This is a genomic window from Pedobacter sp. AC379 (genome assembly GCF_979258145.1).
Genome location: NZ_OZ409839.1, coordinates 3,768,552 through 3,789,690, shown reverse-complemented (window position 1 = coordinate 3,789,690; position 21,139 = coordinate 3,768,552). Strand labels below are relative to the sequence as shown.

General features: G+C 36.4%; 23 protein-coding genes. 8 read left to right on the top strand and 15 right to left on the bottom strand.

The window, feature by feature from the left end; translation table 11 throughout:
- Window positions 1-74: 74 nt before the first annotated feature.
- Window positions 75-1,265, bottom strand: a complete 1,191-nt coding sequence (locus ACZZZW_RS16550) for an acyl-CoA dehydrogenase family protein (protein WP_463495049.1) — start codon at window positions 1,263-1,265, stop codon at window positions 75-77.
- A gap of 113 nt (window positions 1,266-1,378) precedes the next feature.
- On the opposite strand from ACZZZW_RS16550, the gene folB reads away from it, so the two are divergent.
- On the top strand, window positions 1,379-1,747 hold the full coding sequence (gene folB / locus ACZZZW_RS16545) for a dihydroneopterin aldolase (protein WP_463495047.1): 369 nt from the start codon (window positions 1,379-1,381) through the stop codon (window positions 1,745-1,747).
- A gap of 3 nt (window positions 1,748-1,750) precedes the next feature.
- On the top strand, window positions 1,751-3,175 hold the full coding sequence (locus tag ACZZZW_RS16540; protein WP_463495045.1) for an FAD-binding oxidoreductase: 1,425 nt from the start codon (window positions 1,751-1,753) through the stop codon (window positions 3,173-3,175).
- Between the two features lie 11 nt (window positions 3,176-3,186).
- On the opposite strand, the gene ACZZZW_RS16535 is transcribed toward ACZZZW_RS16540, so the two are convergent.
- Window positions 3,187-3,672, bottom strand: a complete 486-nt coding sequence (locus ACZZZW_RS16535; RefSeq protein ID WP_463495043.1) for an acyl-CoA thioesterase — start codon at window positions 3,670-3,672, stop codon at window positions 3,187-3,189.
- A gap of 67 nt (window positions 3,673-3,739) precedes the next feature.
- On the opposite strand from ACZZZW_RS16535, the gene ACZZZW_RS16530 reads away from it, so the two are divergent.
- Both ACZZZW_RS16530 and ACZZZW_RS16525 read left to right on the top strand, forming a co-directional pair.
- Entirely contained in the window at window positions 3,740-4,174 is a 435-nt protein-coding gene (locus ACZZZW_RS16530; protein WP_463495041.1) for an Hsp20/alpha crystallin family protein, read from the top strand.
- 343 nt (window positions 4,175-4,517) lie between these two features.
- Window positions 4,518-5,834 (top strand): hypothetical protein, encoded by a 1,317-nt coding sequence (locus ACZZZW_RS16525; RefSeq protein ID WP_055913593.1) that lies wholly within the window; start codon window positions 4,518-4,520, stop codon window positions 5,832-5,834.
- A gap of 1 nt (window position 5,835) precedes the next feature.
- On the opposite strand, the gene ACZZZW_RS16520 is transcribed toward ACZZZW_RS16525, so the two are convergent.
- The 4 genes from ACZZZW_RS16520 to ACZZZW_RS16505 form a co-directional block, all read right to left on the bottom strand.
- On the bottom strand, window positions 5,836-6,117 hold the full coding sequence (locus tag ACZZZW_RS16520) for a Txe/YoeB family addiction module toxin (RefSeq protein WP_463495039.1): 282 nt from the start codon (window positions 6,115-6,117) through the stop codon (window positions 5,836-5,838).
- Entirely contained in the window at window positions 6,099-6,308 is a 210-nt protein-coding gene (locus tag ACZZZW_RS16515) for a DUF2683 family protein (RefSeq protein ID WP_463495037.1), read from the bottom strand. Before ACZZZW_RS16515 ends, ACZZZW_RS16520 begins: the two co-directional genes overlap by 19 nt.
- A gap of 133 nt (window positions 6,309-6,441) precedes the next feature.
- Window positions 6,442-7,464: a S66 peptidase family protein gene (locus ACZZZW_RS16510; RefSeq protein ID WP_463495035.1), complete on the bottom strand. Its 1,023-nt coding sequence runs from the start codon at window positions 7,462-7,464 to the stop codon at window positions 6,442-6,444.
- A gap of 507 nt (window positions 7,465-7,971) precedes the next feature.
- Window positions 7,972-8,133, bottom strand: a complete 162-nt coding sequence (locus tag ACZZZW_RS16505) for a hypothetical protein (protein ID WP_157255497.1) — start codon at window positions 8,131-8,133, stop codon at window positions 7,972-7,974.
- 346 nt (window positions 8,134-8,479) lie between these two features.
- Here ACZZZW_RS16505 and ACZZZW_RS16500 point away from each other — a divergent pair, with 346 nt between their 5' ends.
- Window positions 8,480-9,778 carry a DEAD/DEAH box helicase gene (locus ACZZZW_RS16500; RefSeq protein WP_463495033.1) on the top strand — a complete coding sequence of 433 codons (1,299 nt, stop codon included), beginning with the start codon at window positions 8,480-8,482 and terminating at the stop codon, window positions 9,776-9,778.
- Window positions 9,779-9,970: 192 nt separating this feature from the next.
- On the opposite strand, the gene ACZZZW_RS16495 is transcribed toward ACZZZW_RS16500, so the two are convergent.
- The 4 genes from ACZZZW_RS16495 to ACZZZW_RS16480 all read right to left on the bottom strand — a co-directional run bounded on the left by ACZZZW_RS16495 (window position 9,971) and on the right by ACZZZW_RS16480 (window position 13,990).
- Window positions 9,971-11,254 (bottom strand): OmpA family protein, encoded by a 1,284-nt coding sequence (locus ACZZZW_RS16495; protein WP_463495031.1) that lies wholly within the window; start codon window positions 11,252-11,254, stop codon window positions 9,971-9,973.
- 235 nt (window positions 11,255-11,489) lie between these two features.
- Window positions 11,490-12,146, bottom strand: a complete 657-nt coding sequence (locus tag ACZZZW_RS16490) for a YdeI/OmpD-associated family protein (protein ID WP_463495029.1) — start codon at window positions 12,144-12,146, stop codon at window positions 11,490-11,492.
- Window positions 12,147-12,226: 80 nt separating this feature from the next.
- Window positions 12,227-12,757: an RNA methyltransferase gene (locus tag ACZZZW_RS16485; RefSeq protein WP_463495027.1), complete on the bottom strand. Its 531-nt coding sequence runs from the start codon at window positions 12,755-12,757 to the stop codon at window positions 12,227-12,229.
- A gap of 66 nt (window positions 12,758-12,823) precedes the next feature.
- A complete protein-coding gene (locus ACZZZW_RS16480; RefSeq protein WP_463495025.1) occupies window positions 12,824-13,990 on the bottom strand; it encodes a galactokinase in 1,167 nt (388 codons plus the stop codon).
- Between the two features lie 76 nt (window positions 13,991-14,066).
- On the opposite strand from ACZZZW_RS16480, the gene ACZZZW_RS16475 reads away from it, so the two are divergent.
- Together ACZZZW_RS16475 and ACZZZW_RS16470 are read left to right on the top strand one after the other, a co-directional pair.
- Window positions 14,067-15,116, top strand: coding sequence for an aldose epimerase family protein (locus ACZZZW_RS16475; protein ID WP_463495023.1), 1,050 nt, complete (start codon window positions 14,067-14,069; stop codon window positions 15,114-15,116).
- A gap of 3 nt (window positions 15,117-15,119) precedes the next feature.
- Entirely contained in the window at window positions 15,120-15,515 is a 396-nt protein-coding gene (locus ACZZZW_RS16470; protein WP_463495021.1) for a DUF1398 domain-containing protein, read from the top strand.
- Between the two features lie 156 nt (window positions 15,516-15,671).
- On the opposite strand, the gene ACZZZW_RS16465 is transcribed toward ACZZZW_RS16470, so the two are convergent.
- The 4 genes from ACZZZW_RS16465 to ribD are packed head-to-tail and all read right to left on the bottom strand — an operon-like array spanning window position 15,672 to window position 19,093.
- A complete protein-coding gene (locus ACZZZW_RS16465; protein WP_463495019.1) occupies window positions 15,672-16,532 on the bottom strand; it encodes a nucleoside phosphorylase in 861 nt (286 codons plus the stop codon).
- Window positions 16,533-16,569: 37 nt separating this feature from the next.
- The gene (locus ACZZZW_RS16460; protein ID WP_463495017.1) at window positions 16,570-17,184 is read right to left on the bottom strand and encodes an IMPACT family protein; all 615 of its coding nucleotides are present in this window, start codon (window positions 17,182-17,184) and stop codon (window positions 16,570-16,572) included.
- Window positions 17,171-18,040, bottom strand: coding sequence for an EamA family transporter (locus ACZZZW_RS16455; RefSeq protein WP_463495015.1), 870 nt, complete (start codon window positions 18,038-18,040; stop codon window positions 17,171-17,173). Before ACZZZW_RS16455 ends, ACZZZW_RS16460 begins: the two co-directional genes overlap by 14 nt.
- Window positions 18,041-19,093 carry a bifunctional diaminohydroxyphosphoribosylaminopyrimidine deaminase/5-amino-6-(5-phosphoribosylamino)uracil reductase RibD gene (ribD, locus tag ACZZZW_RS16450; protein ID WP_463495013.1) on the bottom strand — a complete coding sequence of 351 codons (1,053 nt, stop codon included), beginning with the start codon at window positions 19,091-19,093 and terminating at the stop codon, window positions 18,041-18,043. It abuts the gene before it with no gap.
- Window positions 19,094-19,173: 80 nt separating this feature from the next.
- On the opposite strand from ribD, the gene prmC reads away from it, so the two are divergent.
- Window positions 19,174-20,061 carry a peptide chain release factor N(5)-glutamine methyltransferase gene (gene prmC, locus ACZZZW_RS16445; protein ID WP_463495011.1) on the top strand — a complete coding sequence of 296 codons (888 nt, stop codon included), beginning with the start codon at window positions 19,174-19,176 and terminating at the stop codon, window positions 20,059-20,061.
- Window positions 20,062-20,229: 168 nt separating this feature from the next.
- Here prmC and xerD read toward each other — a convergent pair whose 3' ends face one another.
- On the bottom strand, window positions 20,230-21,129 hold the full coding sequence (gene xerD, locus ACZZZW_RS16440; RefSeq protein WP_463495009.1) for a site-specific tyrosine recombinase XerD: 900 nt from the start codon (window positions 21,127-21,129) through the stop codon (window positions 20,230-20,232).
- Between the last annotated feature and the right edge of the window lie 10 nt (window positions 21,130-21,139).

Sequence of the window (21,139 nt, the reverse complement as noted above, 5' to 3'; positions counted from 1 at the left end):
ATTTTGCCAACATCATTTATAATTTATGGTTTACAGTTTGATTTCAGTATCCTGAAAATCCTTTAATCCTGCTTTTATTTAAAAGCGTTTAATCCTGTAACATCCATTCCGGTAATCAGTAAGTGTATATCATGTGTGCCTTCGTAAGTTACTACAGATTCCAGGTTCATCATGTGGCGCATAATCGAATATTCACCTGTTATGCCCATTCCACCCAGCATTTGGCGTGCATTTCGGGCAATGTCCAATGCAATTTCAACACTGTTCCGTTTCGCCATCGATATCTGTTCTGCCGATGCCCTGTTTTCACTTTTTAATACCCCCAATCGCCAAACCAGTAACTGGCCCTTTGTAATTTCAGTCACCATTTCTGCAAGTTTCTTCTGTTGCAGCTGAAAACCACCAATAGGTTTGCCAAACTGAACCCTTTCTTTCGAGTAACGTAAAGCAGTATCGTAGCAATCCATTGCAGCCCCTAATGCGCCCCATGCAATACCATAACGGGCCTGGTTTAAACAACCCAACGGACCTTTTAATCCACTTATTTCAGGGAAAATATTTTCTTTTGGCACTTTAACGTTGTCAAAAACCAATTCACCCGTTGCCGAAGCACGCAAACTCCATTTATTGTGTGTTTCCGGGGTAGAAAATCCTTCCATCCCGCGCTCCACCACCATACCTCTTATTTTTCCAGCTTCATCTCTGGCCCAAACCACCGCAATATCTGCAAAAGGAGCATTACTGATCCACATTTTGGCACCGTTTAATATATAATGACTTCCAGCATCTTTAATATTGGTTACCATTCCGCCTGGGTTAGAACCATGATCAGGCTCTGTTAAACCAAAACAGCCCATCATTTCGCCACTGGCTAACTTAGGAAGGTATTTTTTACGTTGTTCTTCTGTGCCATAAGCATAAATCGGGTACATTACCAACGAGCCTTGTACTGATGCCGTAGAGCGGATTCCAGAATCGCCGCGTTCTATTTCCTGCATCAAAATTCCATAAGCAGTATAATCCAATCCTGCACCACCATATTCAACAGGGATTGTTGGTCCAAAAGCACCAATATCAGCAAGACCCTTAATCAGGTGTTTCGGAAATTCTGCCTTTTGCGCATAATCTTCAATAATCGGACTTACTTCTTTTTTTACCCAATCTCTGGCCGTAGCACGGATTAATTTGTGCTCATCGGTTAACAGTTCGTCCAATAAATAATAGTCTGGCGCTTCGTACAGGTCTTTTTTTGCTGATTTGCTCATTTAATTTCGTGTTATCTGGTTAAGAAATCGCGTTAATTTCAAAGGTAACAATTTACCGCAATGGGCATTATATTCATGAATAAAAATTTAATTTTGCAGCATACAAAACATACATGAGCCATTTTAAACAAACCGTAGCTTTAAAAGATGTAAAGTGTTTCGCTTTACACGGGTATTATCCCGAAGAACAACTTATTGGAAACCATTTTGTTGTTGATTTAGAAACCACGTTTGTACCAAAAGGCTTTAACGATGAACTTGCTCAAACCGTTAACTACGAAGATTTAAATGCAGTTATTCTCGAAGAAATGAAACACACCCAAAAACTTTTGGAAACCGTTTTAAAAAATATTATTTCGAAAGTGATTGAACTGTATCCCTTTTTGGAAACTGTTGATGTGAGCATTAAAAAATTAAACCCACCTATGCCAGGACAGATTGGCCACTCTTTTGTTAAATTAAACTATACATCAGCAAACTAAAAAATGAATTTTACCAAAATAAATCCTGAAATTTTAGCAGAAATCAAGGCTGCTATCGGATCAGATAAAGTATTTACTGATGCAGATAGTTTAGCAAATTACAGTCATGATGAAACGGAAGATTTGCGTTACCAACCAGAAGTTGTAGTAAAACCGACTACGCCCGAAGAAGTTTCTGCTTTATTGAAAATCTGTAACGCACACCACGTTCCGGTTACGCCCCGTGGAGGCGGTACCGGTTTAAGCGGTGCTGCTCTGCCTATATATGGTGGCATTTCCTTATCCATGGAGAAATTTAAAGCTGTTATTGATATTGATACAGAAAATTTGCAGGCCACAGTAGAGCCCGGCGTAATTACCGAAGAATTTATTAATGCCGTAGCCGAGAAAGGACTTTTATACCCGGTTGATCCGAGTAGTAAAGGATCCTGCTTTATAGGTGGTAATGTGGCTCATGGTTCTGGCGGGCCACGCGTTGTAAAATATGGAACAATACGTGAATATATTTTGAATCTTGAAGTGGTTTTGCCTAACGGAGAGATCATTTGGACTGGGGCGAATACTTTAAAATATGCTTCAGGATATAACTTAACCCAGTTAATGATCGGTTCAGAAGGTACTTTGGGTGTAGTAACGAAAATTGTAACCAAGCTCTTGCCAAAACCTACACAATCTGTATTAATGATGGGCTCTTTTAGTACCAATGAAGATGCCTGTGCTGCGGTTTCGGCAATATTTAGGGCAGGGGTAACGCCATCTGCCTTAGAATTTATGGAACGTAAAGGAGTGGAGTGGGTAATTAAATTCGATGATATTAAATTCGATTTAAAAGATGATGTAGCCGCGTTGCTTATGATAGAATTTGATGGCGATGATTTAGACGATATTTTTAAAAATTGCGAAAAAACAAATATCGTTTTAGAAGCGCATCAATGTACCGAGGTTTTATTTGCAGATACAGCTTCACAAAAAGAAGAATTATGGCGAATGCGTAGAACCATGGCCGAATCTGTTAAATCCAACTCCGTTTATAAAGAAGAAGATACTGTAGTACCACGCGCCGCTTTACCAAAGTTAATTAACGGAATAAAGGAAATCGGTGCCAAATATGGCTTTGAAAGTGTTTGTTATGGCCATGCAGGCGACGGGAACCTTCATGTAAACATTATTAAGGCGGGTATGAGCGATGATGACTGGAAGAATAAACTTAAATTCGGGATTGCGGAGATATTTGAGCTCACCACAAATTTAGGAGGAACACTATCTGGTGAACATGGTATCGGTTTGGTACAAAAGGAGTTTATGCCGATCAAATACTCCGAAATTCACCTTAATTTAATGAGGGGTATTAAGCATATTTTCGATCCAACAGGAATCTTAAATCCTGGTAAAATTATGCCTGATGAATTAAAGAAGTCAAGTTTTTAAAACTTGACTTCTTAACCCAGTTGCTCAAAACCGAGCATTTTTTGTTTTTCATCTTCAGGTATTGTGGTTGGTTTGCCTGTGGTGTAATCAACTGCAATGCATACCGTTTTTCCTTTGCTGCAAATAACCTCTTCGCTTCCTTTTAATTTAACGATCTGGTAATCAAGATCAAAACTTGTATTCCCAATACGCGATGTTTTTACATGAATTGCAATCTTATCATTCATAACGATGGGTGAAATGTAATCCAGTTCAGCATGGGCAATAACGATTCCGGTTTTTTTCCAATCCCATTTAATAATTTCTTCCCAGTATTTAGTCCGGGCAATTTCTAAGTAGGTAAAATAGATGGAATTATTCACGTGGCCCATCATATCGAAATCAATAAAGCGCAAATGAATATTGGTTTTGTAGTTGAATTTGTCTGAGAAATTCCTTATTTCTGCCAATTTGTCTTTTGATTTGGATTTATTTTGCCAAAATGTCTTAAAAATCATAAATTTTTGCTTTGGTATGTAAGTTGAATATGGTGTATTATCAATTTAAAAATAAATAATAAGCGATATGACAATAGTAAATTTTAACAACAGAACCCGTAACACAGCTCCATACTTTAACAATGTTTTCGATTCATTGTTTAGCGATGCCGTAACTAAAAACAAAATGGTTGATAAATCACCAAATGTGAATATTTACGAAAATGAAACTGCATATGTAATCGAATTGGCTGCTCCAGGTTTGAAAAAAGAAGATTTTCAAATCAATTTAAAAAAAGATAACCTTTCTGTTTGGGCAGAAGTTAAAAAAGACGAAATTCAGGTAGCAAAAGATTTTACACGCAAAGAATTTGATTACAGCTCATTTGCAAGATCATTCAATTTGCCTGATAGTGCTGATGGTGATAACATTACCGCCGAATATAAAGACGGTATCTTATTGATCAATATCAGTAAAAAAGACGATGCTAAATTACAGCATAAAGAAATTGTAGTATCGTAAATAAGATTTTCTCGAGAGAGGATTTTCATAATAGTTTAGTTTTTCAAAGGTTATGAAGCTTGCATTTAGTGGTTTTGAATGAGAGGTAAGGAATGGTGCAGGCTTCATAATAGTTTAAGTTTAGGTTTTATAAGGTTAATGCTGGATGGCATTAACCTTATTTTTTTTAAGAAACCTTTATCTCGACCCGAGTAAAAAAATCTAACTAGTTGAATAATGGTAACGGATGTTTTAAGTCTACTGAAAGTTAATTGATATGAAGAATTAAGGATTTCAGTATTTAGATTGATTTTAAGTTGCATTCTTAAAATCACCTTAATCTCATTTTTTGTATTTTTGCGGCATGGAGAGAGAAATTCTGGATACGAAACGCAAAGCACTTAAAATAAACCTTGACCCAAGAATCTACGGCACTTTTGCCGAAATTGGTGCGGGACAAGAAGTTTCCAGGAACTTTTTTAATGCTGGTGCAGCTTCTGGAACCGTTGCAAAAACAATGTCGGCTTACGATATGACTTTTAGTGATGCCATTTATGGCGCAGAAACTAATGGTCGGTATGTAAGTCAGAACAGACTTTTACAAATGCTCGATCATGAGTTTGGTTTGCTTAATGAGCGTTTATCAGGCGAGAAATATGAAAGCCGTACCTTTTTTGCTTTCGCAGATACAGTGACTACCCTCAATTATAAGCGTACCAATGAGCCTCATGGTTGGGTTGGTATCCGCTTCCAGAACGAACCAGGAGGTTTACCCAACGAAATATTTTTCCATGTCAGGTTGTTGGATACAGATGTAAACATGCAACAGCGTGTACTAGGTATTATTGGTGTAAACCTACTTTATGCAGCTTTTTACCATTATCAGGATCCCAAAATGATGGTAGAATCCTTGGCTGATAATTTAACTATCGGATCAGTGGAGATTGATTTGATTTCGGTTAAAGGACCAGCTTTTCCAGATGTGGATAATATTTTGCTTAATCTGTATATGATTATGAAAGATTTCTCTGCCGCGGCAATATTCGATGCAGATGCGCACCCACGCCAGGCTAAAGATCTTTTATATAAAAAGGATATTATGATTTTAAGAACCAAGTATGGTCAGAAATCATTGCCTAACTTTAACTTATTCAATAAAGCTACCGATCAGTTTAAACGCACAAATAAGGTAGAAGATGGGAATTTAGCCGTTATGATTGAGGTTTTATTAACCAATGTTTTAACTGATGCCCAGGAAACACCTGATGACATCGACCTCGAAACAGTAGCCAAACGGGCCCAGGAAATGTGCGATACAGGAAATATTGTGATCGTTTCTAACTTTACGCGCCATAACCGCCTTGCTAAATATTTGGCCCGGTGTAAGCCAAAAAGCGTTGGTTTAGCTACGAATATTAATAACTTAAAATTTGTGTTCAATTCCAAAAACTTCACCGGAGAAAATTATTCAGGTCAGTTATTGAGTTACGTAAATGATATGTTTAATACAAATGTTAGGTTGTTTGCCTATCCTTTCTTAGATAAAAAGACAAATGAAGTAATCACAACTGCAAATATGCCGGTTACTCCGGATGCAAAGCCATTGTTCGATTTTCTTTTAATTAATGGTTATATTACTGATATTAAGGATTATAACGAAGATGAAGTGAAAACGGTTTAATTTATTTATCTCCGTAATGGCCAAGGGCGGAGATGATGGTAACGATTACTAAATTATCTTCTATTCTGTAAATTAACCTGTCTTTTCTATTTATTTGTCTTGACCAGTAACCAGATAAATCAAACTTTAGTCTTTCCGGTTTACCAATTCCAACTTCCGGATGTTCCGAAAGTTCTACGAAGATTTGGTTTATTCTTTTAATCGAAGCTTTATCTCCAGATTTATATTGCGTTTCGAGATCTTTTTTTGCTAGTTTTTCAACTTCTATAAAATACTTTCCCATATATTTTTTGGATCCTTAATCCTGGTTACATTACCATTTTCAGCATTGGCCGATCTTTCTTTTATCTTTGCAACAAATTCAGGATTATAAGGGCTTTCCTCTTCTTTTTGAAAAGAAACATTTAAAGCTTTTAAAACAGCCTCCACTGCAGCCTCTTGTTTTTTGTTTTTAGGATGTGCGATTATAGTCATAACAATTATTTTATATCAAAAATACGAAATTATTCGATCAACTTTCCTGCCAGTCTGCTTTTAACTATCGCTATGAAAAAATTATCCTTTGAGTTGAAATCGTTTAACACTAAAACCCAAAAAGTTTACCAAGTTAAATTGTGCGTAATGTAGAGCCTGTTTCGTTTACGATTAAAGTATGGTTTACGCCGCATTTTAAAGCGAAGTTATTTCTCTGATGCCCTACAGGGAAATCAAAAGCAATTGGATAACTGTATTCCTTTACCTTTTCTATAACAATATCATAAATGGTTTTGCCAAATTCTTCACCAGCATCATCAGGTTTAACTTTAAAACCACCTATAATTAATCCTTTTAAGTATTTTAGTTTGCCACTTCGCTTCAGGTTCCATAACATTCTATCAATACTGTACAGGTATTCGCCGGTATCTTCAATAAAAAGTATTTTACCTTTAGTATCTAAATCAGAATCGCTACCAGATAAGGTTTCGATAATGCTGAGATTTCCACCAACTAAAATTCCATCAACTTTTCCAAGTCTGTTATTGCTATTGGTGGGAGCGGAGTAACCCATTTGCTCACCAATTAAAGCATTTTTTATGGATAGAATAGTTTCAATCTGAATGGGCTCGGCTTTACTCCAATCATCAGGAAAACTGTTGCACATTTTGGAATGGATAGAGGCAATATTATAATTTTTTGCCAAATGACAGTGCAAAACAGTGATGTCACTAAAACCAATAATCCATTTTGGATTCTTTTTGAAAGATGAGAAATCAAGTTTATCAATTATCCTTACAAAACCATAACCACCCCGGGCACACATAATGGCCTTAATGGTTAAATCATCAAGCATTTTTTGGAAATCAGCTAATCTTTCTTCGTCCGTTCCGCCATACGTAAAATCACGCTTACCGATTGTATCACCTATTTTTATGTTAAAACCCCAGCTTTGCATCTGTAAAATAGAAGGTTGAATCTGCTCTAATGTGATATAACCTGCAGGACTGGTAATTGCAATAGTATCTCCAGGTTTTAAATATGGAGGCATTTTAAATGATAGATTTTCACTTTCTACAGTATTGGCTAATGTTTTTAATGCAGGAAATGCAGTTGCTGCTGCGATAAATGAAGAAAGGAAGTGTTTTCTGTTCATCTAAAATGTGATGTAATGTTGATTTTGCTAAGATATGATTTAAAATTTTTGCATAAAAGAAAAGGGATTTATATCCATAAATCCCTTTTTTAAACCAAACAAATTAATCTGTAAAAGATTAGTATAATGTGAATTATATAAATAACCCAGAATGAAATAAAATGTTTTGGGATTTCTGAAAAAAAATGAATTCTATTTCATTCCTTATTAATAAAAATAATTTTCAATCATTGCCATTACTGAATAGCCCTTATGCGAGCAGAAATAATTTGGTAATGTTGTCATATTTAATAGATTTTAAAAATAATTTGCTTTAAAAGGAAAAGGCTATTCATCGCGAATAGCCTTTGCTAACAACAAAACAAATATAAGATAACCAAATCTTGCCTGATTGAGCAGAATCAGGATAAAGTGCTATGAGATACACTTTGCGGCCTAGTAATGGATTCGAACCATTGTAAAAAGTTTATGAAACTCCAACCTTCCAATCGGTCAACTGGCCAATTTTTATAACTGTTTTAACGATAAATAATCTCTTAACTCTAAAATCTGATCCTTAATTAAGCTATCTTCATCCCTTAATATCTGATGATCTTCTTTTTCGCTATTTAATGGAAAAATCTGGTTCGGATATTCGCTTATTGCAGGATATTGAAAATATATGGACATAATTTATTGGTTTAAATGATTGACATATTATTTCTTATTATTACCGTTGAGCAAATATATAAATAAGTATATAATATCTATAGATTTAGTAGTTATTAATTTAAATTATTTCTTAACTTATTCATTTTCAGTTTAATAATTTTTCATTGAACTTAAAATTTTGTTTTTATTTTTAGTATTTCGGCTCGAAAATTAAAAATAAACCTTCTCATTTTTATTATAGGTTTGAAGAAGAGCATAACAGAAATTCATTATAACCCTACATCTTTTCCGGAGCAGAAAATTCAATTTCAGAAAAGCTAATTATTTTAAGGATATTTGCAGTTCAAAAATTAAAATAGTAATTGTGTCTTTAGATAAATTAAAACTTAGCAAACCACTTGTTGCAGCCATGACTGACGCAGGATTTTTAACACCAAAAGAAATCCAGTCCAGAACAATGTCGCGCATTTTAGGTGGTCAAGATGTTATAGCGGTGGGACCAGAGGGTTCGGGAAAAACGACAACTTATGTTTTAGCTACTTTAATGAAATTGAAGTATGCTTTTGAAGAAGCACCAAGGGCTTTAATTTTAGTGCCAGATGCACAACATGTTGATCACGTTCTGGAACAGTTTAAATTATTAAACCGCAATAGCACTTTTAGGATTTTGGGTATTGATAGCCGCGGTGCAGTTGATACGCAGATGAACGAAATAACAGATGGCTGTGATATTATTGTTGCAGTACCTGATCGCGCACGTGCTTTATACTTAAAACTGGCACTTAATACCAATAAAATTCAATTGTTTATTGTAGATAATGCAGAGCTTATCGTTAAAAAAGGCTTGCAACTGCCCGTTGTAGAATTGGCCAATAGTGCTTATAAATCTCAGCATGTAGTATTTACTGAAGTATTGCATGAGAAATTAAACCATATGATTTCTCCTTTCATGAAAGATTCTACCACAACTATAGAGGTAGATGAAATTGGCGAAAAACAAGCTGAAGTATATCAGCAAATGCTTTATCAGGTACCAAATTTCAGAACAAAGCTTAACCTGTTAACCCTATTGTTAAATGATGCTGAGGTTTTTGATAAAGTTATAGTATTTGTGAACACCCGCTTAACTGCTCAAACAGTTTATAAAAATTTTAATCATACCAAAGAAAACGAGATTACTATTTACCGCTCATTATTTTTTGATGATAAAGGTTATGATGATATTGAAGACTTTAAAGATAATCCTGAGGCCAGGGTGCTAATTGTTGCCAATGAGAACCTGGAAGAATTAAATATTAAGGGAATTCCTTTTATTTTGCACCTAGAATTACCTGAGCAAAAAGAAACTTTAATTCAGCGTATTGTTAAACACGATGATGAGGATGTGGTAGCAATTACTTTTTCTACAGATATTGAATTAATCGAGGTTAAAAAGATTGAACAAGCCATTGGTCAGAAATTAGAGGTAATGGAATTACCAGAAGATTTAAAAGTTGTTGATGCAGCAGCCAAGCCTAAGAAAAAGAAAGGCGCCGATGAGGAAGAGGATACCGATCGGGGCGCGGCCTTTCATGAGAAGAAAGCCAGTAACTTAAAAAATTACAACTATAGTGCTGGTACAAAAGCCAAAATGACTTATAAGAATAAGAAGGGCTTGTCTTAACTAAATAATTCTTTTTATAAATCGCCATCCTGAACTGGTTTAAGGATCTTTTAACTTTAGCTCAATTTAACAAGTGTGGTGTTATACATGGAGTATATGGATCCTGATAAATTCAAATTGACGAAAAGTTAACATAAAAAAAGCTCCTCAGAAATTAATCTGAGGAGCTTTTTTGTTAGTCGTTATTTACGATTAGTATAAAGTAAACTCTACACGACGGTTTTGTTGACGACCAGCTGCAGTTTTGTTGGTTGCAATTGGTTGGTCAGGTCCGTAACCTGTAGCTTCAACTCTTGATGCATTAGCACCTTGAGATACTAAGTAAGCTTTAACCGATTCAGCTCTATCTTTAGATAAACGTAAGTTTAATTCTCTACCACCGGTATTATCAGTATGGCCAGCTAATTTTAAGCTAAAGTTTTTCTCAACTAATAAAGCAGCAACACGGTTTAAAGTAGCATAAGATTTAGAACGGATAGTTGATTTACCTAAATCGAATTCCAAATTAGAAATTGCATCTTTAACAACTTTACGATCTTCTTCAGTAATTACTCTTGTTTCTTTAATTACTTCACGTTGAACTTTAATTGGGCAACCAGAACCATCAACAACTGTTCCTGATGCAGTACCAGGACATTTATCGAATTTGTTTGCTACACCATCATTATCATCATCACCAAGATCTTTTGCATATTGCTCTCTATCACGTTGTGCATTTTGCTCAGCAGTAGATAATGCTCTTCTTAATTCTGAACTTTCTTCAGCACTTTCTTTACGTAAGTTTGCTAATGAACTGTAGTTTTGTAATTGAGGTTTTTCTTTGCTACCCAATGCAAATTCAACACCTGCATGTGCATAAGCGAATCTACTTTTAGGTAATGATTCTGGCGATTTGATGAAATTTACATCGTAACCTAAATCAATGTTGATACCTTTTGCAACACCTAATTTAACACCAGCACCAACCGGTATAAACCAACCTTCTCTATTGTTGCTTTCGCTTACAATTGCGCCACTTGTGCTATAATCAGACGACATGTAACCAGCACCACCTTTTAAATAAGGAATTAACACTGCATTTTCGTTATTGATGTTGATGTTAGCAACATTAAATACTGCTGTTAAAGCTCCAGACCATTCAACGCTTTGTTGAAAATCAGTTGCTCCGTTGGTAGATTTAATATCACCTCTTAAGAAATCAGCCTGGATACCTAAAGATGGTAAAATTTGTTTTCTAATGTTTGCACCGTAACCGATACTTTTAAATTCTTTTGCTCTTACACTTCCTGATCCGAAGATGGTGTTAGGAGAAAGTATTCCTCCGTGTACACCTACAGTCCATGTGCGGAAAGATTTTTCTCCAAATCTTGTTCCTGTTGTAGTACTGGTTGTAGTTGGCGTCTCCTGTGCAAATAATTGTGATGATAAACCTAATAAAGCAACCAACATTGTTGATTTTGTAATTCTCGTATTCATTTTCTTCTATTTTGTAATTAATAGTCTCTTAACAGTTTTTATATCGTACTGTTTTGCATCGACTAAGAAAAAATCTTGCCAAAGGAGATATTTTACATACAAATAGCATGTTATCAGAAGATTAGCATGTTAAAATAAATTCACAGAAATGTTACTTAGCATTAAGAAATACTCATTATTATGTATATTATTCTATACATTTTTACCATTGCGGCCTAAGGAAAGAATTGTTTATTTATTTTTCGGATGGATTTTTCTTTCCGTTTAAAAGCATTTCCAAGGTTTTTTCGAGCCTGTTTAGGCGGGTTTTTTCTTGTTTTGCTGATATAAGCCATAGCACATATTCTTTACGGTGTGAGTAAGCGAGTTGGTTAAAGTAAGCCAATGCTTTAGGTTGGTTTTCAAGAATACTTTTCAAATCCTCTGGAAGTTTAACCGTTTTGTTTACGGGATCGATGTATTCGCCAAAATCGTTTGTTTTGATATGATCATTCCGCATGCCTGATGGCTTTACTTCAGTGATCAGCTTTAAGCGTAAAGCCGTCCATGTTTCATTTACACCAGCTGAGGCACAAGGTGTTAAGTCGTAAACATTCAGTTCTTCCCAACTTTTCATCAAATCCAGATCAGATTTGATTTTTGATGTTTTTTTTGGATAGAAAATCCAGAAAATGGTTTTTGAATTTATCTTTTTAAGATGATTTTTAATCTGCTGATTGAGTTGATCTCTATTTATCGTAAATGTAATTAATACATTAAAGTCAGTTTCTTCGCTAAATGTGATGTAAGTAGGAACATCACCAAATATTGCAGCTGAATTTTCTGGCGCATCAACTACCTTAATTACATAACCTGGCTTTACCTGAAGCTTTTTTAGTAATAGATTTTCCATTTGTAGCTTAAAAATTCGACTTATTTAAGTAAGACTAATAGATGTTATCCTTTCGTTGCCTTATAGTTTAAAAAATGGCATTACAGCCTCAATTTAGCAAAGAAATCCCAAAAAACAATGCCCGCAGAAATCACAATGTTAAAAGAATGCTTGGTTCCAAATTGCGGAATTTCGATACACTCATCAATTTTAGCCATTACTTCATCACTTACACCATCTACTTCGTTTCCAAAAATTAATGCATATTTTTTATTGGGATCAGGGTTAAAAGTGTTTAACATGGTGCTGTTTTCAGCCTGCTCTATGGCCACAATCTCATAGCCCAGTTCTTTTAGCGTATCAACAGCCTGTAACGTATCTGCATAATGAATCCAATCAACCGATTGTGTTGCACCAAGGGCTGTTTTTTCAATTTCGCGGTGTGGTGGTTGTGCGGTAATGCCGCATAAAATTACTTTTTCTAAAGCAAATCCATCTGCGGTTCGGAAAATCGAACCTACATTGTGCATGCTGCGAACATTATCCAATACTACTACAACAGGCAATTTTTCCTGTGCTTTAAATTCTTCAATATCAGGACGGTTTAGTTCGTCTAATTTTAATTTTCTCATTATTTTTTAAAAAGGATTAAGCAGTTGAGGGTTTACATCGATTAAATGTAATTTATGAAACTGTGTTTATCCTTGTGCATTTGTTATTAAATATGGGCCATTGCCAATTTCGCTGATGTAAATCGCAGCTGGATAACCAATTTTATCTACATAATAATCTGTAAGGTGCTTCGCAAAATCTTCTTCATAACCTTTTTCCAATAATGCTATTGCGCAACCACCAAAGCCAGCACCCGTCATTCGTGCGCCGATAACATAATCGTAGCCGCTACAAAAATCAACAACTGCATCGAGTTCGTTTCCGCTTACTTCATATAAATTTCTAAGAGATTCGTGCGAGGCATACATCAATCTTCCAAATTCTTCCAGGTTTCCGTTGTTTAAAGCTTTTGCTGCCAAATGCACACGGTCGTTTTCTTTTACCACGTGGGTTGCGCGGTTTAAAATAGTTTCGTCGGTAATTAAGTGGCTATGGAGCGCAAGTTTCTCTGCAGTTAATTCACAAAGATAATGCAGTGTTATTTCCTGGTTCAATAATTTTAAAGCCTGCTGGCATTCTGCAACGCGCTCGTTGTATTTAGAATCGGCAAGTTCACGTGGTTTGTTGGTATTGATGATGGCAAGTACATAGTTGCCAAGCGTTACATCAACCATTTTATACTTTAAAGTTTCGCAATCCAATACTATTGCTTTGTCTTTTTCGCCAAAAGCAACAGCAAACTGATCCATTATGCCCGAATTTAAGCCAATAAAATCATTTTCAACACGCTTTGCAATTTTAACAAGATCTAATTTGTCATAACCAAGATTATAATAGCTGTTTAATGCAAAAGCGGTTGCAATTTCGATAGATGCTGAGGAGGAAAGTCCAGATCCGATTGGAATATTACCGTAAAATAAAAAATCGAGGCCGTTAATTTCTTTCCCGTCTCTAATAAATTCATTGATTACGCCTACGGGGTAATTGGCCCACGAACTCCCGTCTTTACCATTTAAAACATTGCTGTTTACTTCTACCTGATTTTCAAAATTCAGGCTTTTAAATCTGAATTTCTGATCATTGTTTGGGGCAATGGCAACCCAGGTACCTAAGGTGATGGCGCAGGGCATTACCAAACCGCCATTGTAATCGATGTGTTCGCCAATTAGGTTAACGCGCCCGGGAGTAAAATAAACCGCATCGGCTTTTTTATGGTATTCTGCTGCAAATTTTTCCTCAAGGTTAATGTTCATTTGGCTAAAATATATTTATAAAAAGCATTAATAATGTTATGTTTGCTTAGGAAACAAAAGCCCTAAGTTACAATTTATGAGCGTTCAGCAAATACCTACAGGAAAAATTATTGATGGCGAAGAAGTTATCGCAATCGAACTAACCAATAGTAAAGGCAGTTATGTTAAAATATTTAATTATGGTACCATTATAAATAAGTTTGTAGTAAAAAATGCCAGTGGTGAAATGCAGGATATTGTGCTGGGTTTTGATAGTTTTGAGCAATATCTTGATCCGGCTTATTTAGAAAACTACCCATATTTCGGTGCCATTATAGGCCGCTATGCCAACCGCATTAAAAACGGGAAATTTACTATCGGCGAAGAAACATACCAATTGGCACAAAATGCCGGCACCGATACGCTGCACGGTGGCGTGGTGGGGTTCGATAGAAAAGTTTGGGATATTGTGGATATCAGCGAAGGGCCGCAATCATCGGTAACCTTTCAATACGAAAGTGTGGATGGTGAGGAGAATTTTCCGGGAAACCTGATTGTTGATTTAACCTTCGAGCTTACTGAAAATGATGAGTTGATTTTAAGCTATGAAGCAGAAACGGATAAAGCTACAGCCATTAACTTAACGCACCATAGTTATTTTAACTTATCGCCAAAAGGTGGCAATGTTAAAGATCATAAACAGCAGATTTTTGCTTCGAATTATTTAGAGCAGGATGATAATTATTCAGTTACAGGTAAATTAATCCCTGTGGCGGGAACTGCATGGGATTTTACAAAATCAAAAGCAATTGGCGAAAACTGGAATGAAGAAGAGGGCTACGATCAAACCTTTGTGCTGGATAAAATTTACGGCGATTTATCTCTGGCCAGTAAAACAATTGAAGATGAAAGCGGTTTAGTTTTAAGTGTGTACACCACAGAGCCGGTAGCGCACTTGTATACTGCTAAGTATTTAGCTGTTAAAAATGGAAAAGGCGGTCAAGATTACGATAGTTACGGTGCTTTCTGTGTTGAGACCCAACACCATCCCAATGCTGTAAATATACCTGAGTTTCCGACTACCATTTTAAACCCTGATGATTTGTACACGCAAACTACAATATATAAAATTTCATTAAATAGATAACTTATGTTCACCATTGAAAACATCCAGGCGGCAGAATCAAAAATTAAAACTGGTGCAGATTTCCCTCAGTTTGTTAAAGAAATTAAGGAAATGGGTGTGATACGGAACGATGTCTATGTATCTAATGGCTTGTCGATTTATTTTGATAACGAAGATAATGCGCAACAGGGAAGTCCTGAAAATTATCCGGCTTTAATTATAAATGATGAAGCATCTGCCGATAAGTTAAAGCATGCATTAACTATCCATCAGCAAGGTGAAACAGATTATTTTACGTTTTGTAAGCAGGCTGCAGATGCAGGAGTAGAGAAATGGGTGGTTGATCTGGAAGAAATGACCTGTACATATCTGGATGCCGAAGGGAATGAACTTGTAAAGGAAACGATAGCAAAAAAATAATAGATCATTAAACAATAAAGGCCGAAATATCGGGCCTTTATTGTTTAAACCAAATGGTAATGTTTAAGGTTACCATCTACTTTGAATTTTTAATATAATGTTGCTGTTTTATTAGTTTAGGCTGATGTTACTACCTTACATCTAACAACTTTTACTTTAAACTCTTTCCAACACCATTTTAATGGCCTGCTCTACAATTTTGTTTGGCTCTTTGCTAAATTCAAAATTTACCCTGCTGGCCAGAATTGCATTAATGGAGAGTGCGTGGTGACCCAACACTTTCGCCAGTGCATAAATTCCTGCGGTTTCCATTTCTAAATTGGTAATCCGATGTTGGTTGCTCCTGAAGATATTAATTAGTTCGATAAAGTTTGGTACAGCATTTTTTGCACGCACTATTCGGCCTTGCGGTGCATAAAACCCAGGTGCGGTAATCGTGATACCTCTCGGCATATCCTTGCCAATGGTATTCAATAGTGTTTCGCTGCCTGCCGTTAAATAAGGATTAATGTTTTTAAGGTGGCCGAAATGGGTTTTAATATCATCCATTAAAAGTTGCTCATCTCCAGAAAGTTGCTGAAGATAATAATTCATTAAGGCATCCATACCTAAACCATGTGACGAAGCCAGTATAGTGCCCATCGGGATATCGGGTTGAACTGCCCCTGATGTGCCAATGCGGATAATATTTAAGGAAGTAAGCGATTTTTTAACTTCACGGGTTTCAAAATCGATATTCACCAGTGCATCCAACTCGTTAAACACGATATCGATATTATCGGTACCAATCCCTGTTGAAAGTACTGTAATGCGCTTTTTGCCCACATAACCGGTGTGGGTAATAAATTCACGTTTACCTTTCTTATACTCCACCGTATCGAAATGTTTACTTACTTCACCTACGCGGTCAGGATCACCAACAGTAATTACGGTGTCTGCAATGTCTCCGGGCAAAAGGTTCAAGTGATAGATACTGCCATCAGGATTGATGATTAAATCGCTTTCGGATATTTTCATATTTGGTTTGTTTTGCCTGCTGATTTCGGTTCACGCATTAGATAGTATGGAGGTATTTTAACTTTACGCCATCTATTTTATCAAATTTACTTAAAACCTGGTTCAGTTGTGCCTTTCTGATCTCAAATTTAAGGATACAGTTGCTATCAAATTGTTGATTTAGAATCTGCAGGTTTTCTTCCTTACATAATTTCATTACATCATTCATCTGTAGATATTCAAAATGTGCCTCGTAAACATCATTTACCGTTTTGCTAACAATGGTAGCGGCTTTAATGGCTTCAATACCAGCGGTTTTATATGCGTTGATTAAACCTGGCACACCAAGTAGTGTACCGCCAAAATAACGCACTACAACAATTAATACATTGGTGATATCTTCTGATAACAAACAGTTTAATATTGGCCTGCCTGCTGTACCCGATGGCTCACCATCATCGTTCACTCTATAAACAGATCGATCAGGAGTTAAGCGGTAAGCATAGCAAAAATGATTGGCCTTAACGTGTTCTGCCCGGAGTTTAGCAACTATCGGTTTTAATTCCGATTCGCTGCGCATAGGGTAGGCATATGCAAGAAACTTGCTTCCTTTATCACGAAAGATACTTTCTGAAGCACTTTCGATTGTTTTATAAGCATCATCGAACAGCATTTTGCGATAGTGTTATGAAGATGACGGCTGCAATAGCCAAAATGATACCTGCGTAATTTAATTTACTCAACTTCTCTTTAAAAGCAATGATTCCAATTAACGACGCCACAATGATTACCCCTAAATTCATAGCAGCAAAAACCGTTGAGGGATTTTCTGCCAGTGCTTTATGGGCTTTCATATAAAAAAGAATGTTTCCGAAATTGAATAAGCCTAAAATAAGTCCGCAAACCAGGTTGATGAGTTGTAATTTGATTTTTCTGGCAATTACCAAAGCAATTACTATCAGCAATGAAACCACAAATGCAAGCGCAAAAACCGTGAAAAGGGAAGTGGTGTAGGGCAGATCTTTATATAAGGCAATCTGTTTAAAAAGCACATCAATAACACCAAACCCAATAAAAACCACCACAGGGTAAAGCAAATTTCCTTTACTGTTTTCTACCTGATCGGGTTTGCGTATAAAAGTTAGAAAAATAGCTGCGAAGCCAATGCATAATCCGGCTATTTTGAAACTGTTGAAATCTTCCTTAAAAATGAAATAGGCAGCCAGTACAGGGATAAACAACGATAAACGCTGGGCAATATCAGTTTTAACAATGCCCAGGTTTTTAACGGATGCCGCTAAAAATAGAAATATAGCTGGCAATAAAACTGCCAGTGCAATATAAGCTGGCCATGGTGCGCCTGGGCTAAGCTGACTTACATCTGGCCTGAAAAACAGGAAACACAAAGTTAAAGCTGCCAGGTAGTTAACGGTAACCGCTTGAATGATGCTGATTTGATACCGTTTTGCCAATTTTAATAAAATAGCTACAGTAACACTACAGCAGATACTTAAAATAATGTAAATCATTTATTTAATGTCGTTAAGGTAGATAGAGAGTTTATCATTTCCAATTTGTACAGCTTCCTTTAAATTGCCATTAATGGTAGGTGAAGGTACACCATCGGTCCAACTGTTTGATGATGTGAAAATACGCGCCTCATCCCATAAGCCTGTGCTTAAAAACTGGTTTAATATGTTTGCACCGCCTTCAATAATTACGGATTGAATATCCATCAGGTAAAGCTGAAAAGCAATTTTTTGTGCTAAATAGAAGTGCATATCTTCCATTTGGATGTAATGCACATTATCAATTACATCGGTTTTAACTTCATTAAAGATGATGGTTTTGGCTTCAGTATTAAATATATGGTTGCTTAAAGGCACTTGCAGGTTTTTATCTATAACCAAACGTACAGGGTTTTTACCTGGCCACTCGCGGGCCGTTAACTGCGGGTTATCCATAATGGCGGTTTGTTTGCCAATCAGAATTGCATCTTCTTCGGTACGCCATTGGTGCGCCAAACGCTTGGCCAAAGCCCCGCTGATCCATTTTTGATGCCCATCTTTTGTGGCAAAATAACCATTAGCTGTTTCTGCCCATTTTAAAATAATATAAGGCCTTTGTTTTTGTATCCGTGTAAAAAACCTTCTATTAAGGTACCGGCATTCATCATCCAAAATTCCACTTACTACAACAATACCAGCATTTTCGAGCTTCTCAATGCCTTTTCCGTCCACACCCGAAAAGGGATCTCTATTACCTATTACAACTTTTTTTAGCTGATGTTTAACAAATAAATCCGCACAGGGTGGAGTTTTGCCAAGGTGGGCACAGGGTTCGAGACTAACATAGGCTGTAGCTTGTTTAAGCAGGCTTTCTGCCGCTGTTCCATATTGATCGAATACTGCCTTTACCGCATTGGGCTCTGCATGGGCCTTTCCATATTGCTGATGGTAACCTTCGCCTATAATTTTGCCATTTGCCACAATTACGCAACCAACCATTGGGTTTGGACTTACGTTCCCGATGCCTAAGGCTGCTAACTCCAAACAGCGTTTTATATAAAATTCATCGCTCATTGGGGCAAAAGTAGTAAAAAAAGAGTCACGGACTTATCAAAAGAGATCTGTTGTCATCTCAATTAAGTAATTTTGTGCGCATGAAGATCGGAGAATTAGCGGCACATTACCAGGTTGAACTAGCACCTTTGTACGAAAGCAATGAAGCTAAAGCACTATTCAATATTGCTGCTGAACATGTTTTAAGCCTTTCTCCAAATCAACAGGTTATGCAGAAGGAAACGGATATCCCTTTCATCAACATGCAAAAACTACTGAGTATCTTAAACGACCTTGAGATTGGTAAGCCTATACAGCATATTTTAGAAGAAGCTCATTTTTATGGTTCGGTATTTAAGGTTAACGAGCATGTGCTCATCCCAAGGCCTGAAACGGAAGAACTGGTGGATTGGATGATTTCAGTTTGCAATTCACAGCGCTCGGTTCAAAATGGTAAGATAGTTAGTGTACTTGATATCGGAACAGGATCTGGCTGTATACCTATAACGCTTAAAAAGCATTTGCAAAATGCCGAAGTTTCTTCTTTGGATGTATCTGCCGATGCAATTGTTGTAGCCAGGCAAAATGCTTTAAAAATGGGAGTTGAAATCAATTTCATCGAAGCAGATATTTTAACTTATAGTACTGAACAAAAATTTGACATCATTGTAAGTAACCCACCTTATATCAGAGATTTAGAAAAAGCCGATATGCATCACAATGTGCTATCACACGAGCCACATTTAGCCCTGTTTGTAAGCAATGAAAATCCGCTGATCTTTTACAAAGCGATAGCCGACTTTGCCAAAACGAACCTGAAACCTAAGGGATTATTGTTTTTTGAAATTAATGAATACCTGGGGAATGATACCGTTGACATGCTAAAGGAAAAGGGCTTTTTACATATTGAGTTGAGACAGGATATGCAGGGCAAAGACAGAATGATAAGGGCGGAAATTGGGATGGTAGCCGATAGAAGATTGGAGTAACTGAACAATGATATAAATTTGCTCCATTCGTCCTTCTGAACTTGTTTCAAGATATATTCTCACTTAATTCGCCTGCAGTAAGTTGTTTAAGGATCTATCCTCACCTCATTCGTCCTCCTGAACTTGTTTCAGGATCTATAATCAAAGCATTTGCTATTCTACATTTCTCTATGCTCTCGGATGAAACTGCGTAATTACCTCTCTTAGGTAATCTCTGTCCATATGCGTATAAATTTCAGTAGTGGTAATACTCGAATGGCCCAGCATTTCCTGTACAGCACGTAAATCGGCACCACCTTCAATTAAATGCGTTGCAAATGAATGCCTTAAGGTATGCGGACTGATTGTTTTCTTTAAACCTGTGGTTATTGCCAGGCTTTTGATCAGGTTAAATATCGAAATCCGTGATAATTTAGCACCAAAGCGGTTTAAAAAAATAAAATCTTCATTCCCTTTTTTGATGCTGGCATGTACCCGTACTTCATTTATATAAATATCAAGCAGTTTTAAAGCCACACCACCAATGGGTACCAAACGCTCTTTATTGCCTTTTCCAATTACTTTTATAAATTCAATTTGTGGGAATAGGTTAGAGATTTTTAGTTCGGTAAGTTCTGTCACCCTTAAACCACAACCATAAAGTACCTCCATAATGGCTTTGTTGCGCATTCCTTCAGGCTTGGAAGCATCTATTGCGGCAATGAGTTCGTTTATCTCATAAATGTTCAGCGTATCGGGGAGTTTCCTGCTTAGCTTCGGTGTTTCAATCAGGGCTGTTGGGTCGTTTGTAATCACCTCCTCGAGCATCAAATAAGAAAAAAAAGCCTTTAAACCCGAAATTACCCGCGCTTGTGTACTGGCTTGCATCCCCAATTCGTTTAGCCACGTAATGAATGATTTTAATTGTGCAATGCTAATATCTGTTAGTTTTGGTTCTTGATTTATAGATTCGAAGTATTGAATCAGCTTATCTATATCACTAAGGTAGGCCTCAACAGAATTGCCAGACAATGAACGTTCGAGCTTTAAATATGATTTAAATCCTTTAATATATGATTGCCAAAGCATGCTTTTATTT

Excerpts from the sequence above, each read along its gene's own strand:
- ACZZZW_RS16550 (WP_463495049.1), bottom strand. The coding sequence starts at position 1,265 with ATGAGCAAATCAGCAAAAAAAGACCTGTACGAAGCGCCAGACTATTAT.
- folB (WP_463495047.1), top strand. The coding sequence starts at position 1,379 with ATGAGCCATTTTAAACAAACCGTAGCTTTAAAAGATGTAAAGTGTTTC.
- ACZZZW_RS16540 (WP_463495045.1), top strand. The coding sequence starts at position 1,751 with ATGAATTTTACCAAAATAAATCCTGAAATTTTAGCAGAAATCAAGGCT.
- ACZZZW_RS16535 (WP_463495043.1), bottom strand. The coding sequence starts at position 3,672 with ATGATTTTTAAGACATTTTGGCAAAATAAATCCAAATCAAAAGACAAA.
- ACZZZW_RS16530 (WP_463495041.1), top strand. The coding sequence starts at position 3,740 with ATGACAATAGTAAATTTTAACAACAGAACCCGTAACACAGCTCCATAC.
- ACZZZW_RS16525 (WP_055913593.1), top strand. The coding sequence starts at position 4,518 with ATGGAGAGAGAAATTCTGGATACGAAACGCAAAGCACTTAAAATAAAC.
- ACZZZW_RS16520 (WP_463495039.1), bottom strand. The coding sequence starts at position 6,117 with ATGGGAAAGTATTTTATAGAAGTTGAAAAACTAGCAAAAAAAGATCTC.
- ACZZZW_RS16515 (WP_463495037.1), bottom strand. The coding sequence starts at position 6,308 with ATGACTATAATCGCACATCCTAAAAACAAAAAACAAGAGGCTGCAGTG.
- ACZZZW_RS16510 (WP_463495035.1), bottom strand. The coding sequence starts at position 7,464 with ATGAACAGAAAACACTTCCTTTCTTCATTTATCGCAGCAGCAACTGCA.
- ACZZZW_RS16505 (WP_157255497.1), bottom strand. The coding sequence starts at position 8,133 with ATGTCCATATATTTTCAATATCCTGCAATAAGCGAATATCCGAACCAG.
- ACZZZW_RS16495 (WP_463495031.1), bottom strand. The coding sequence starts at position 11,254 with ATGAATACGAGAATTACAAAATCAACAATGTTGGTTGCTTTATTAGGT.
- ACZZZW_RS16490 (WP_463495029.1), bottom strand. The coding sequence starts at position 12,146 with ATGGAAAATCTATTACTAAAAAAGCTTCAGGTAAAGCCAGGTTATGTA.
- ACZZZW_RS16485 (WP_463495027.1), bottom strand. The coding sequence starts at position 12,757 with ATGAGAAAATTAAAATTAGACGAACTAAACCGTCCTGATATTGAAGAA.
- ACZZZW_RS16480 (WP_463495025.1), bottom strand. The coding sequence starts at position 13,990 with ATGAACATTAACCTTGAGGAAAAATTTGCAGCAGAATACCATAAAAAA.
- ACZZZW_RS16475 (WP_463495023.1), top strand. The coding sequence starts at position 14,067 with ATGAGCGTTCAGCAAATACCTACAGGAAAAATTATTGATGGCGAAGAA.
- ACZZZW_RS16470 (WP_463495021.1), top strand. The coding sequence starts at position 15,120 with ATGTTCACCATTGAAAACATCCAGGCGGCAGAATCAAAAATTAAAACT.
- ACZZZW_RS16465 (WP_463495019.1), bottom strand. The coding sequence starts at position 16,532 with ATGAAAATATCCGAAAGCGATTTAATCATCAATCCTGATGGCAGTATC.
- ACZZZW_RS16460 (WP_463495017.1), bottom strand. The coding sequence starts at position 17,184 with ATGCTGTTCGATGATGCTTATAAAACAATCGAAAGTGCTTCAGAAAGT.
- ACZZZW_RS16455 (WP_463495015.1), bottom strand. The coding sequence starts at position 18,040 with ATGATTTACATTATTTTAAGTATCTGCTGTAGTGTTACTGTAGCTATT.
- ribD (WP_463495013.1), bottom strand. The coding sequence starts at position 19,093 with ATGAGCGATGAATTTTATATAAAACGCTGTTTGGAGTTAGCAGCCTTA.
- prmC (WP_463495011.1), top strand. The coding sequence starts at position 19,174 with ATGAAGATCGGAGAATTAGCGGCACATTACCAGGTTGAACTAGCACCT.
- xerD (WP_463495009.1), bottom strand. The coding sequence starts at position 21,129 with ATGCTTTGGCAATCATATATTAAAGGATTTAAATCATATTTAAAGCTC.